5 protein-coding genes are annotated in these 16302 nt (G+C 41.6%); all 5 read right to left on the reverse strand.

Going from position 1 to position 16302, the window contains the following annotated elements:
• Positions 1-40: 40 nt before the first annotated feature.
• From ACE01N_RS01055 to ACE01N_RS01075, 5 genes are read right to left on the reverse strand one after another with little or no spacing between them, the layout of a single operon-like run.
• On the reverse strand, positions 41-8095 hold the full coding sequence (locus ACE01N_RS01055; RefSeq protein ID WP_380583950.1) for a hypothetical protein: 8055 nt from the start codon (positions 8093-8095) through the stop codon (positions 41-43).
• Positions 8096-8117: 22 nt separating this feature from the next.
• Positions 8118-10961, reverse strand: coding sequence for a hypothetical protein (locus tag ACE01N_RS01060; protein WP_380583952.1), 2844 nt, complete (start codon positions 10959-10961; stop codon positions 8118-8120).
• A 25-nt stretch (positions 10962-10986) separates the two neighbouring features.
• Positions 10987-13305, reverse strand: coding sequence for a hypothetical protein (locus ACE01N_RS01065; protein ID WP_380583954.1), 2319 nt, complete (start codon positions 13303-13305; stop codon positions 10987-10989).
• Positions 13306-13327: 22 nt separating this feature from the next.
• On the reverse strand, positions 13328-15376 hold the full coding sequence (locus ACE01N_RS01070; protein ID WP_380583956.1) for a hypothetical protein: 2049 nt from the start codon (positions 15374-15376) through the stop codon (positions 13328-13330).
• Between the two features lie 32 nt (positions 15377-15408).
• Entirely contained in the window at positions 15409-16302 is an 894-nt protein-coding gene (locus tag ACE01N_RS01075) for a hypothetical protein (RefSeq protein WP_380583958.1), read from the reverse strand.

The raw sequence follows: 16302 nt of genomic DNA on the forward strand, positions 1-16302 counted from the left end.
ATTGCTAATTAAGAGTTTACCAGAAAAGTATTTCTTTTCCTTATTCAATTTCCATCATATATTCCCATGAACCGCTTACACGTTTTTCAAATTTTAAACCTGCAGCTGTTCTGGTTGCCCTCCAGGTACCATCGGTATCAGGATCACCCCAATAAAATGCATCATTTTCGTTGGCACCGGTATTTTCTATTGCTAATCTTCTGAAATTAGTTATGTCACGGTTGTTATCCACAACAACAGCTTTGTTTGCCTGAACAACGCCCGGAGTTACATTCTGGAAATATGACGGGATATAATCCGCTACTTTGTACCATGATGAACCATCACAAACAACAGTTATATAACCATACTGAGATGAAATATCGGAAGTTGTCAAACCATCAATGGTTTCAGCTCCGTTTCCGTCTACTGTCAGTGTATTGGTTCCGGTATTCTTAAGCGTGAAACTTGCACCCGGAACTGCAGTTGCAGCGGGTAGTGTAACAATTATATTTCCACCTGTAGTATTTACCAGTACAACCCCCTGCTGTGCAGCAGTCAATGTTGTATTTGCAGTAATTATTGAAGGGAAAGAAACTGATGTTTTTACGCTGGTTACTGCACCATCCGCAATTTGTGCTGTATTTACACCTCCATCTTTAATCCGAATGGTATCATTTGCAATTTCAAGCTGAGTCGGATCAATATTTACGGCAATACTGTCACTGTCACTCAATGATGTAATATTTAATCCGTCACCGGCCTCGATCGGTTTACCAACGGTGTTTCGGTCAATCCATTCCAGACCATCGCCGGCAGCATTCGTTGACAACAACTGATTTGCCGAACCCTCTTTAATATTGCTGATAGAAACACCTGCTGTGGCAATATTTGCGCTGTCAATTGAAGACCAACCTGCATTAGTACCGTCAGAAACCAGAACCTGGTTGTTTGCACCTGTCTGATCAGGCAAAGGATCAAGTCCTGCCAGATCACTTCTTAATGCAGCGATAGAATCACTTAAGTTATTTATACTATCCCTGTAAACCAGATCGCTATCCTGTAATGCACTGATATATGATGCATAGTTGATCACAGAATCGCTGTTTACTTTTATAGCTGCATCCAGTAAATCATCTGCATTCACCAGACTGGTTGCGCCACTGATATAGTTGGCTGTTCCGTTAGCTGTATAGGTTCCGTCTGTTCCAAGACCTGAACCAGTTTCAATCGCATCAACTTCACCCTGAAGCGCTGTGTTGTCCGTTCCGGCAGCAGCGATGGCTGTACTCAGTGCATTAATACTGTCACGGTAAACCTGGTTGCTGTCTGACTGTGATGCAAAGTATGCGGAGTAGTTGGCTACTGAATCTGCATTTTCTTTAATTGCTGCATCCAGTAAATCATCTGCATTCACCAGACTGGTTGCGCCACTGATATAGTTGGCTGTTCCGTTAGCTGTATATGTTCCGTCTGTCCCAAGACCCGCTCCGGCCTGTGTAGCATCAACTTCACCCTGAAGCGCTGTGTTGTCTGATCCGACAGCAGCGATGGCTGTACTCAGTGCATTAATACTGTCTCTATATACCAGGTTGCTGTCTGACTGTGATGCAAAATATGCGGAGTAGTTGGCTACTGAATCTGCATTTTCTTTAATTACTGCATCCAGTAAATCATCTGCATTAACAAGACTGGTTGCGCCACTAATGTAGTTGGCTGTTCCATTGGCGGTATAAATGCCGTCTGTTCCAAGACCTGCTCCGGTTTGTGTTGCGTCAACTTCACTCTGGAGAGCTGTGTTGTCTGTTCCGGCAGAAGCAATGGCTGTACTCAGTGCATTAATACTGTCTCTGTAAACCAGGTTGCTGTCTGACTGCGATGCAAAGTATGCGGAGTAGTTGGCTACTGAATCTGCATTTTCTTTAATTGCTGCATCCAGTAAATCATCTGCATTCACCAGACTGGTTGCGCCACTGATATAGTTGGCTGTTCCGTTAGCTGTATATGTTCCGTCTGTCCCAAGACCCGCTCCGGCCTGTGTAGCATCAACTTCACCCTGAAGCGCTGTGTTGTCTGATCCGACAGCAGCGATGGCTGTACTCAGTGCATTAATACTGTCACGGTAAACCTGGTTGCTGTCTGACTGTGATGCAAAGTATGCGGAGTAGTTGGCAACTGAATCTGCATTTTCTTTAATAGCTGCATCCAGTAAATCATCTGCATTAACCAGACTGGTTGAGCCACTGATATAATTGGCTGCGCCGTTAGCAGTATAGGTTCCGTCTGTTCCAAGACCTGCTCCTGTTTCAATCGCATCAACTTCAGTTTGTGTTGAACCGGCCGAAGTTGCCACTGCATCAACATACGTTTTTACTGCTCCTGCTGTAACAAGCGAATCGTTATCTGCTCCTGCATTCACTGAAGTTGTGATTCCGTTAACTCCGGTTCCGCCGATAACTACGGCACCTTCAAATACGGCACTGTCTGTTACCTGTAATTGTGCGGTACTCAGTGAATCACCAACATATAATTCATTGATAGAAGATATCGTATCGTTCAATATAACAACTCCCGTATTAGATACGGATACATCACCTGTAATATCCCTGGCCTGGGCCTGGTCGCTTGCATTTCCTACATACATTTGACCATCAGGTAAGGTCAGACTGCTCGGGTCAACCGAAAGTGAACTTGCATCCTGCCAGTAGAAATTTCCATTTCCGCTTGAAGACAATACCTGTCCGGCTGTTCCATTCTGCAAATAACCTGAATTTGCTGCCAATTTGGATGCTGTAATATTTCCACGTGCAATTGCTACTGTTCGAACTGAATCCCATACTGCAGTTGAACCGTCAGTCGTGAGGACAAGATTTGCTAATCCAGCCTGTGCAGGCAACGGATCCAGTGAATTCAAATCTGTTCGTAAAGCAAGAATAGAATCACTTAAGTTATTAATACTATCCCTGTAGACCAACCCACTATCCTGTAAAGCACCGATATAGGATGCATAGTTGATCACAGAATCGCTGTTTACTTTTATCGCAGCATCTAAAAGATCGTCTGCATTAACAAGACTGGTTGCACCACTGATGTAGTTAGCTGTTCCATTAGCTGTATAGGTTCCGTCTGTTCCAAGACCCGAACCAGTTTCAATCGCATCAACTTCACCCTGAAGCGCTGTGTTGTCTGATCCGGCAGCAGCGATGGCTGTACTCAGTGCATTAATACTGTCACGGTAAACCAGGTTGCTGTCTGACTGTGATGCAAAGTATGCGGAGTAGTTGGCTACTGAATCTGCATTTTCTTTAATTGCTGCATCCAGTAAATCATCTGCATTCACCAGACTGGTTGCGCCACTGATATAGTTGGCTGTTCCGTTAGCTGTATAGGTTCCGTCTGTTCCAAGACCCGCTCCCGCCTGGGTAGCATCAACTTCACCCTGAAGTGCAGTATTATCTGTTCCGGCAGCAGCGATGGCTGTACTCAGTGCATTAATACTGTCTCTGTAAACCAGGTTGCTGTCTGACTGCGATGCAAAGTATGCGGAGTAGTTGGCTACTGAATCTGCATTTTCTTTAATTGCTGCATCCAGTAAATCATCTGCATTAACAAGACTGGTTGCGCCACTGATATAATTGGCTGCGCCGTTAGCAGTATAGGTTCCGTCTGTTCCAAGACCGGCTCCTGTTTCAATCGCATCAACCTCGGTTTGTGTTGAACCGGCCGAAGTTGCCACTGCATCAACATATGTTTTTACGGCTCCTGCTGTTACAAGCGAATCGTTATCTGCTCCTGCATTCACGGAAGTTGTGATTCCGTTAACTCCGGTTCCGCCGATAACAACCGCACCATCAAATACGGCACTGTCTGTTACCTGTAATTGTGCGGTACTCAGTGAATCACCAACATATAATTCATTGATAGAAGATATCGTATCATTCAGTGTAACGACGCCAGTATTGGATATAGATACATCTCCTGTAATATCCCTGGCTTGTGCCTGATCACTTGCATTTCCTACATACATTTGACCATCAGGTAAGGTCAGACTGCTCGGATCAACCGAAAGCGAACTGGCATCCTGCCAGTAGAAATTTCCGTTTCCGCTTGAAGATAATACCTGTCCCGCTGTTCCATTTTCAAGGGTTCCTGAATTAGCAGCAAGTTTAGAAGCTATAATATTACCGTCAGCAATAGCTGCTGTACGAACTGAATCCCATATTGCAGTTGAACCGTCAGTCGTGAGGACAAGATTCGCTAACCCAGCCTGTGCAGGCAGCGGATCCAATGAATTTAAATCTGTTCGTAAAGCAAGGATTGAATCACTTAAATTATTAATACTATCTCTGTAAACCAAACCACTATCCTGTAATGCACTGATGTAGGATGCATAGTTGATCACAGAATCACTGTTTACTTTAATAGCTGCATCTAAAAGATCGTCTGCATTCACCAGACTGGTTGCGCCACTGATGTAGTTAGCTGTTCCGTTCGCTGTATATGTTCCGTCTGTTCCAAGACCAGCTCCCGCCTGGGTAGCATCCAGTTCTGTTTGAAGCGCAGCACTGTCCACATCTAACTGTGCTTCAAAATAGGTGCTATCTGCAGCTATCTTAGAAAGTAATCCGGCAGATCCGGCATTAATAAGTCCTTCAAAGTAGCTACTGTCAACATCCATTTGAGCTTCGTAATACAAACTGTCTGTCGTAAGTTTTGTATATAAAAGTGTACGCTGTAGTGCTAATTTCGTTTCTGCGGCAACAGAATCAGAATAAACCTTATCCCATATCGCAGTACTGTCGGCATTTATTTTTGTAAGAAGATCTGAATTTCCGGAAGTAATTAAGCCTGCTAAATAAGCACTGTCAATATCCATCTGATTTTCAAAATAGATACTGTCCTGATCCATCATGGTTTCAAAATACAGACTGTCTCCGGTAAGCTTTGCGAATAATAGTGCACGCTGAGCTGTAAGTACTGCGACCGTCGCAAGAGAATCCGAATATATTTTATCCCAAATGGCAGTACTGTCATCATCCAAAGCTGACTCAAAATATAAACTGTCAGAAGCCATTTTTGAAAGCAGTGTTGAATTACCAGAAGCAAGCTGACCTTCAAAATACAGACTGTCCTGATCCATCATGGTTTCAAAATACAGACTGTCTCCGGTAAGTTTTGCGAATAATAATGCACGCTGTGCAGAAAGTACTGCGACAGTAGCCAGTGAATCAGAATATATTTTATCCCAGATAGCAGTGCTGTCATCATCCAGAGCAGACTCAAAATAAGTACTGTCAGCCTTTACTTTATCCAGGATAGATGTATTTACTGCATTTGCTGCACCATAGACTTTTTCAATTGCCCGCTGAACATTAGTTGCATCCAGACCAATTGTGTCCTGGAATCCGGTATAAATCGCAGAGTCTGTTTGCGCCACCCAGTTAAAACCGTCCCATGTCAATTGCTGGTTTGATGTTGCTCCAAGCTGATTAATATCAACACCGGATATTGAACGATCACTGATTTTAGCAGATGTAATTGCATCATCTTTAATGCTTACCTGGTCGTTCACCACTTCAAGCGTTACGCCATCGGTAGAAACATATACTGAATCGTTACCGGTATTCTTTTTCAGACCGGCACCTGCAATTCCTGCATCAATTTTTGCAGCGGTAATACCATCATCAGCAATATCAAGCGCTGTAATAGTTCCGTTCTTAATGTCTGTTGAGGTAACAGAACCATCAATTATTCGAACACTATCAACTGCATCTGCAGCTATTTTTGCTTTTGTTACTGCACCATTTGAAATACTCAGTACTCCGTTATGGTCTAATGTGGCATCACCACTTAAAGGCTGAGCCTGTGCCAGATCTGATGCATTACCAATTAATATATTCGCTGAATCTAAAGTAATATTGTTTGGATTAACAGACAGTGCGCTGGCATTCATCCATTCAAATCCTCCAAGTCCATCAGAACTTAAAACCTGACCACCCGTTCCGTTTCCAAGAGAACCTGATGTGGCTTTCATATTCGATGCTCTTACTGCACCATTCATTAATCGAACAGTATCATCAATAATTGTCAGTGTTGAATCATCCACGTTAAGTTGAATGCTAACATCGCCACCTTCGCCATTGCCTGTTACTTTTAAACCATCTGCGACAAGGTCGTTAACCGATCTTACATAATTTCCTGTGGTATTAGTTCCCAATTCAACTGCATCGGCTGTAATTTCAGTTGCTCCGGAATTTCCTATTACAACATCACCGGATAACTTAACCGCCTGCCAATTTGAACCGTCATAAACAAGAATTGTACTGTCACCGGCACCTGTATAATCTGTTACGTCACCAAAATTATCGAGCGTGGTTGTACTTAACAGATCACCAATTGTTTTCCATGATCTTGCTCCGGTAGTTGTTGAAGTAAGAACTTCACCGTTGGTCACGGGATTTCCCAGTGCATCTTCTTTAGAATTAATTTCGGCCTGAGCCAGAGGCATATCATTAATATCAACATTTACAATGCCCTGCTGTCCATTTACAGAAATTACGTTACCAAAGGAAATCGGCACCCAAAGATCACCTGATACGGACAGTGTGTCTACATGTTGTCCGTATTCCAGCGTATCGTTCAACCCATCCTGATAACCGATAAACATGTAAGATGTACTGTTAGTGGTATCAATTGCAATATCACCTCGATAAATAATCGTATCCAGATTCACATCCAGAACACGGATCTGATACAAGTCGGAAACCACATAAGTAGTGTTGATTGAAAGTGATGGAATAACTGCGCTGCTTATTTTACCAGATGCATAAATAACCGGGTAATCAGCAAGTGTATCCTGCATTTTTCCTGCACTCCACCACTGTGAGTATGATGAACTGTTATCATTTAACCTTAATAACAAGGAATCGTTAATTTGTTTTTTAACGGTATAAAAGTTTGCAGCATCTGCACTATCCAGCGGATTTGCAACATTTACAATTTTATTACCGTTCATATCAACCGTTGCATTGGCAGCTGCCAGATCTGCAATTGAAATGTTAGCCTGATCCAGTTTGGCCAAATCAACAGCATTATTTTCAATAGTGAAAACTGCTGAATCACCATTCATAACTGAAAGCCCCATGTCACCTCCAACAACCATCTGGGTAGCTTTGGAACTGCTACCAACAAAAATACTGTCATTTCCAAGATTAAGGTTATCAGGATTAACCGACAAGCTACTTGAATTTAACCACTGGAAGTTTCCTGAACCATCAGAGGAAAGAACCTGACCTGCAGATCCATTGGTTAATGAAGCACCTAGATTTGAACGTAGTTTTTCAGTCTGAATACTACCGTTATTAATAGTTATACTATCATTTTTAAATACGATGGTATTACTGTCAACTGCAACTTTAAGATTATGAAGATTATCGAATAACAAACCTGAACCAGCAACAGCATTATTTAATTTGGCACCTGTTACTGCATTGGTTTCAATTTTATTTGTAGTTACAGCAAAATTCTGAATGGCTGTATCGGCTATTGCATTTGCTGCAATCAAGGTATCAACGATACTGGCTCTATCAACATTGGAAAGGTCTTTTAAGGCAAAGTCTCCACCGGATCCACCACCTAAATTTACCCAGTTTGTTGATGGCAGAGGTTGGCCCACATAGTTGGATAAACCAACGAAATCGGCGGTACAGATATAAAGGTTATTCTCGTGTACTGCCAGAAAACCTGCTTTATATGGAAGAAAATTCCGGTAAACAGTTGTGGAAATCACTTCCTGCCAGATATCATCGGTTGGATCTTCCGGATCCAGTCCCAGACTAACCAAAACATAGGTTTTTCCCTCATCAAGAATAACCACAATCATTCCAACCTCACGTTTTGATTTATGTAAACCTGCCATATCAGACCCGTCATTTAACTGGGCCCAACTATCCAAAACATGATAACCCCCTTTAATGTGATCCTGATCTACAATTGGGAATGTTGAGGATGACGGCTTCAAATAGTTTTGAAACACAAACTGTGCACTGGCGGTGCCTGCGCCAATGAACAGTAAACTTAAAACAATAAAAATCTTTCCTAATGCTTTTGCTTTCATAATCTTAAAGCTATCGTTATTCTTATTTTTCTACTACACGGAAGATTGGTGCTGCAGTACTGGAGAAAGCCGTAGTACTGTATACCAACCAATAGTTTTTAGTTAAAGATCCTACAGTATAGGTTACCGGTTTTGCCACCAGACCTGACTGATCAACCCAGTATTTATTTAAATCATCCCATTGATGCAGTTCAACCGAACCCGTTGTTCTGGGAATTGCAATACATGCATATACATCACCTGATGTTGTTGTTGAAAATGCAACTCCATCACCAACAGATGCCCCGGAAGCAATACCTGCATTCGGTTGCGATCCTTCCCAGTCCTTATTCAATACGTTGCCTCTTGAAGGAGCATCCGGGAAGAATGCTGACAGATCAACCGCTGTTCCGCTGGCCATCGCATCAATTGCCTGTTTCTGGGTCAGATAGATATATCCCCAGAAATGCCTGTCAGTAATAATATATTGTCTGTTCACATTTGTATTCACATTTGAACCAAACACTTCACTGCCAACCCTTAAGTCATAGCGGTAAGTATAAGTACCCTGGCCTGCAGGTGCAGTAATTGTATGGTTGTATGTACCTGTTGCAGAAGTTGAACCTGTTGCATAGGTAGCACTTGAAGGAAGCTCCTGAACCAACGTAATAGATGTAACCGTATCTTCCTGCGTATTTATACTCCATGAGAAAACCGGAGCCTTATCTGTTCCGTCACCTTCTACAGTAATTGGTCCGTTGCCTCCATTAATTCTGAAATATGAAATTGTTAATGGATCCGCATTTTTAAGCAGAACCGGGAATGTTAATGTATTTACGTTTGGATAATCATCCGTTACGGTTAATGTAAATGTATAATTGTTATCCACAGTAGCCGAAGGTGCTCCAAAATCTGCCTTATTTACAGTAAAGGATCCGGTAATATTTGCATTGGCATTATTAATATTATCCGTTTGATTAAAAGTACCCGGAGCTGAGATTAAATTTACTGTCGCAATATTGGTCGTTGTAATATTTGCGTCCAGAGCACTCCGGTTGTCAATATCGTAATTCAATGCCAGTGTAAAAGCACTGTTTTTCCAGGTTGCATAAGGAATCTGCAATGTAGGACTGATGGTTTCAGTTAACGCACCGTTGGGATCTCCGCCCGGAGCTGTTTCATAAGAGCGGTAGGTTGCATCGTATCTGAAATCATTAATCTGTGGTTCCGGTACCGGGAAGAAAACCTTCTTCAGGAAATCGACCACATTGTCAGCATTCAGATCCTGACCTGAAACACCTGACCAACCAGCACGTGTAATTGGGTTAAGTCCGTCAGGAAATGCAGAAGCATTGTTCTTAACATATCCTGCAGTAACCAATGTATTATCCTGAACCGAATCAGCAACCGTATCTCCTGTTTTGGCGATGCTAAAAATGGTATCGCTATCCATATACAAGGTATCGATCTCAGCACGGTCAGCAACAAGTGTATCGGCCTTTAATTCTGTGATATAAGCTGTATCAGCCACGATGGTATCCAGATTGGCCTGATTGATATAGGCCACATTAGCCCTTAATGTATCTGTAGTTGTACTGCCGGAAAGTTTGGCAATTTCTGTATCAACATATGTTTTTACAGCCAACTGTGTAGAAAGGCTGTCATCGCTTGCTGCTATTCCTCCAAGATTAACATCAGTGGAAATTCCCGTAATGGTATCGCCGCTTAATGTTAACTGCTGAACCGAAAGTGTGTCTGCAACAACGGTTCCGTCTGGATTAATAACCATGGCAGTATCGCCATTTACGGTAAATACAAGCGAGTCGTTTTCGTTAACCACAATTTTAGTTGCGCTATTGACCGGATTTTCAATGGAATTCTGACTCAGGTTACTAAACTGATCGTTCACGTAAACCATAACCGAATCTATCCGGTTCTGAACTGCAAATTCCGTAATCAAAGCTGTAGAATCAGCTGAAGTAAATAATGTATCGTTCGAAATAGATCCTACCCAATATCCGTTTAGGGTAAAATAATTTACACTTACCTTATTAATAGCAGCAGTATCTATTGTTGAATATAATGCAATCAATGTATCCACATTAATTGAATCAGAAACCAGTGTATTATTTAATAAGCGGGAAATAAATGCTGTATCCGCCGTAAGTGTATCCACACTCAGATTAGAGATATTGGCATTAGTACTCAGATTAGCCAACTCGTTCTGAACATATGTTTTAATTGCCAGTTGCGTAACAAGACTGTCATTACTTGCATTGGCAAATGTTTCGTCTGTAGAAATTCCAAGAATCTGAACACCGGATAAATCCAGATAATCGGCATACAATGAATCTGTTTTAACTTTATCCATCAGGAATAAAGTATCACCTGTATTGGAGTATATTGTATCGATGAATGATGTGGAGATGAAAATAGTATCGATACCAGGTCCGTTTGGATCTTTTAAACCCAGTGAAACTTCAACCCAAGGAGTAAGGCTGTATTTGCTCATAAACTGACTTACCATATGAACCGAATATTCATCATAGGTATTCCAGATTTTACCACCGTCACTGTAATCAACAGGATCTTCAGAAGGCAGGAACATATATGTTTTTGTCTGGTCCCCGGCCTGAATATCATCGGCGTCAATTACTACAACCATTAAACCTCTTTTTGTCCGGTTCATGAAAATTGAATCCCTTTGTTCCAGGTTATCAACCATCATAAAACCCCCTTTCAGTTCATTCACATCAACCAAACCAAAAGTACCTCCCGGGCTCATCGACTGCGACAGCTTAATCTGGCCATTCGATAAGGCCGGCAAAAAGACTAACCCTATTAAGAGCAGAAATTTTGTTATTAATCCGGTTTTAAAAGTTTTCATCTCCAAAATATTTTTATTTCAACTATTAATTTTCAATTATTCTTGCCTGTACTGTTCCGCCATCACTGGTATTAGCAGTTCCTGAATTAATATAAACTACATAATATGAAACAGTTGCGCCATTTGTTGTTATGTCGTACACAACCTGTCCGGTTGTAACATCACTCCAAATACCAAGGTCGTATGTTTGTATTTTATAAGATTTTCCTGTGCTTTCTTTAGAAACCGGCAATGCAAAACAGAGGTAACCCGTTTCACCAATTCCGTTTGTTAATGTCACACCATCTGTGGTTTTAAACTGGTAATTCATCAAACAGCTTGCGTTTGAGAAACCGGCAATGGTTGCACCCTGGTTAGTAATATCCAGTCTCTGAGCGTTGGTCACATATCCAACATAACCTCTGTCAGCCATTTGAATTGTTGGTGAACGTTGTTCTGTACTTGCAGTGTTATAAATATCTCCCTGAACCTGAACACCAAGCTGAACAACGCTAAGGTTTGTATTTGCAACATCAATGGTTACTGTTCTGGCAACACCATTTCCGGTAACGGTCAAACCTGTTTCATTTGATGGCGCCGTAATTCCACCGTAAGGTGTATAGATAACATCCGTTACTGTTTCATCTCTTGCATCAACATTATAGGTTACGGTAAATGTCTGAGTTGCCCCATTACGTTCTATTAAATATGGATTGCTGCCTTCAGATGAAGGATGCGTAACGGTCAAATTATTCTGAACTAAAGATTGCAGAGCAGCACTTGTATTCAATGTCCAACCAATTGAACTCATATTCGGATAGGCATCATACACCTTAACTTCCAATGCATTCGTACTCGCACCGGTTGCATTTACATTTAAATCTGCCTTGTTAAGCGTTAAAGTTCCTGCATTGTTTGAATTCATGTTTCCAACCGCAACAACACCCTGTCTTGAACCATTTAGCAACCAAACGATACTATCAATCTGAGTATCATCACTTTCATCATTCACACTCCTGTTATATACATCATAACCTAATGTATATGTTGCAGCACTGTTCCAGTTGCTATAAGGTACGGTTGCTGTTCCAACATGGTTTGTAACTACTTTTGAAACTGCATCTTCTGTCTGATACGAGTAATATGCAGTATTGCTTTCTCCATCAATTCCAAAGAACTGAATTAAAGGAGAAGAAACCGGGAAGAATAGTTTTTTAAGAAAATCTTCCAGATTATCCACATTCATCTGTGCTCCGGTAACACCATCCCAACCTGCACGCGTAATAGTTTTGGTTCCGAACGCAAAGTTTATATTGTTACCTCCTTCAACAATCATGCTGTCTACCGTTGCCAGTGAAGTTACCGCTTTGGCTGAATCTGCTTCATTAGCAAATGTTTCTCCTTTATCTGCAATAGCATTTAAAGAATCTCCATTAATAATCAGGTTTGAATTATTGAATGTAACATTACGGTTCTGATCCACAACAATTGCAGTATCGTTTGCGACGCGAATGATGACAGAATCTCCATCGGTTACTTTTACCATGGATTCTCCATCCTGTGTATCTTCAATTAAATTCTGGCTCAACGATGAAAACTGTCCGTTCACATATGCCAGAACAGAGTCTATCCTTGTCTGAACCGAATATTCTGTTATCAGTTTCGTAGAATCTGCACCACTCAGCGTTGAATCATTTGATATATCTGTAATATACCTGTTATTCAAAGTGAAATAGTTAATAGCTAATCCATTAATAAATGCGGTATCAACGACAATGGTATCAAACACACCGAATTCTTTCAGGTCGGTCATCAACGAATCCACATACAGAGAAACGGCTAACTGAGACGGGAAAAGAGAATCCGTGGCATTGGCAAAACTCGGATCAGTACTGTATCCCTTAATGGTATCTCCATCAAAAATCAATGCTTTGACAGAAACGGTATCTATCTGGCTTACACCGGCAACCGGACGAATACTTACTTCCACCCAATTTTCAGGAGCAACCACGTCATTCTGATTAGCGGCAGGAATATCAAATGGTGATGTGTAATTCCATGTTCCGGCTGCGGGGATGAACATGTAAGAACGTGTATCAATTCCATTGGTTTCAATGCCATCGTAGTCATAAACGATAACTACCATACCTTTCTTTACAAACTGCACGTCAATATTTAGTAATGCATTATAGTCAGCTACCTGCATGAAACCTCCGTAAAGATTATTTACATCGATAAGCCCCCACGAGTCCCCGGGTTGTAACTGGTCAGGCATTACCACCTGCGCATTTCCGTTTAAAGAAAACAGGATGACGAATATGGCTGTAAATAACCGCAGCTTATTCTTTAAATTCATTTGTTTCATGATCGTCATTCGTTTATGATTATTATTGTAATTTTACTTTGATGTTACCTCCGTTAGCAACAGAAGCCTTGTAAACACAGACCCAATACCAAGATCCGTTTCCTCCACCTGATGGAATTAACTTCACAAAATAGGTGTTAATGTTACCGTTAACATACCATGTACCGGCAGCTTCGTAAAAAGGCGTGGGTGCTGCAAACGTTGTTGGTGCCGGTTGAGCGCCATCAACATAAGTAGGAATAGCCCAGGCAAAGAAACCTGAACCTCCGGTTCCGTTTGATAATGTAATGCCATCTACTGCTTCGTAGTATTGCGCATCATTCAATCTTTTATCCTGCAAGGCTTCAACCTGTGCTTCAGATGGCATAATATCTGAAGGTAAAAATCCGGCGTAACTTGCATCCATTAACTGGTAGTATAATGTATTGTTAAACGGGCTGTAATCGTTTGCTACGGCACCACGGGCACGAACACCGTAACGAAATGCCGTAAGGTGATCATTGGGAATTACCAGATTAGAACGTTGTGTTGTTACGTTTGTTCCTGCAATATTAGCGGGAGTAGCGCCGGCCGGTCCTCCATTCGTCTGGAATTCTACATCAGTAATCTGACCGGCATCATCCCTTGCGTTAAAGGTCCAGTATAAATCGAGATTAATATCAGCACCTGTACGTTCTATTAAATAAGGTGTAGCCGCAACACCGGTTCCTTCTGAAGTAGTATATCTTGCAGTTGCACCTGTTGCTGTAACCTCTGCAGTATTAATCAAAACACCAAGTGCCGGCTGGAATGCAACATAAAGGATCAACGGAACCGCATTTGGATATGCATCATAAACAGTGAGTGTTAATGGATTAGAACTCACATTATCCGTATCCACAACAAAAGCGGTCCTGTCAAGATTAAATGAACCGGTAATACTGGCATCGAGTACGCCATGTGCATTTTGTGCCAAACGCGTAGATCCGTTGTAGATTACCACACTGTCAATAGGAGTATCTTCGCTGCTATCTGTCGGACGCACACTTCTGTTTTCAATTTCGTAATTAAAATCGAACGCATTAACGCTCCAGTTTGAGAACGGAACATTAATGGTTCCGACAACATCGGTTAACAATCCCTGAGCATCTTCATTCTGGTAAGAATAGTTGCCAGCAGTAACCACTCCATTGTAATTGTATGATAAAATTTTAGGACTGGTTACCGGAAAGAAAATCTTCTTAAGGAAATCTTCCAGATTATTTACATCCATTGACTGTCCTGTAACACCTGGTAAACCAGTACGTGTTACAGGTTTGGTTCCGTAAAGGAATGCAACTTCGTTACCACCTTCCTTAATGGCCTTATGTGTATATCCAACAGAACTTAAGGTAGTGCTATTCAGTGTATCACCCTCTGTCCAGTCAGTTATTACGGCTATATCAGCAGCAGTATCCTGCCCTAAAAACAATGTATCTGATAAGTATAAATTGCTCCATCTTGCAAGTGCTGAACCTAAATCCAGCGTATCAGTCTGGTTCGGAGTCAAATCCTGATTAATCGCAACATCCTCAAGATTTCCAAGATTTTTTAATGCAAAATCCAGATCGGTTGAATCCAGACCTCCAAGGTTTGCCCACGATGCTTTCCAGTTGGTATCCACCAATGGCTCAACATCCGCAACCGTATCTTTTGCAATAAACAGGTTTCCGTTGTGTAAAATGGGTTGACCGGGAATATAGTTTACACCAGACTGCCAGCTTGTGATGATAAACACTTCACGCCAGGTATCAGCCTGATAAAACTGAAAGAATCTGGAATTACCTGTTCCGTCAGTTACTACCACAACCATTCCTTCCTCCCTGAAATTTGGCAAAACAAGAGAATTCAAAGTGTCGTTTACTTCTGTGGCAGATAAACCGTCTAAATCTATCTGAAGCGTTTGTAAACCACCTTTTGCCTCGTTCACATAAATTACAGGCAAATCACTCCACGATTGCTTACGGAGCGTTGTATTCAAATAGGTTTCCTGAGCGATAGTTGCGAATGTCGTCAGGAGAAAAAGGAGCAATAATACGCTACATTTTTTCATGATATACTTATTTCATTAATCTTCTAAATTCTTTACTTTACTGCAGTTAATACCAGATCGGGTCCTGTATACGTAGAAGGAATCCTTACATATAAAGACCACGCCTGATACTGTACGCCGTCAATCACTACTAACTGTTTTGATATCCCATCAAATACAGCGTTACCATTCAGATAAAATTCCGGTCTCCCCCATACGGATGGGAAAGCAAGCACGTAATATCCGTCATAAGGTTTTGCTATGGCATAGCCGGAACCACTGAAATTATCGGAACCGGTTGCTACTTCTTTATCCGTGGTAAAATCTGCCGGAGTTAGTGTATTGGCACCATCATCCTGAAACCAGTAAACCGCATAACCTGAAGCTCTTGGACGAATTGTAACTCCAACCCAGGTATCAGCAACCCCGTCACCGTTTGTGTCCGACCAGACAAATGTTTCACGGTATCCTTCACCATTATCTTCCACTACAGTAACATCACCATTATTATCACCGCTGGCATTGAGCTGACTGATAGAATCCACCATTTCAGCTCTGGGCAGTCGTGATTCAAGCGTATCAATCAATAGGGTTCCTAAACTATCCAGTGATTCCTCCAGGCGTATACGCAGAGTATCCATCTGACTGGTTAAAAGAACGATGTCCCTGTTGGCACTCATCTTTTCCCATTCAGCTCCGTTGTAAAAAAAGTATGTGCTGTCCGTGGTATCAAAAACCAGCAAACTCAAAGCAGATTCATCGGGATTGATAGCCAAACGCTCTTCGGTTGTCATTCTTGGAACCAGTAAACCACTGTTTGTAGAGTAAATTTCCAGCTTTGCATACTTATTGGGAGTTCCTTCCTTTTTCCCGATTAAAACACCTTCCTGACCGAAAGCAGTTAAAACAGGTAGTAATGCAAACAATATAAAAACCAGCCGTTTCAT

Origin of the sequence: Quyinboa ferrireducens (genome assembly GCF_042436675.1) — a bacterium.
GTDB lineage: Bacteria > Bacteroidota > Bacteroidia > Bacteroidales > UBA5342 > JBHJHP01.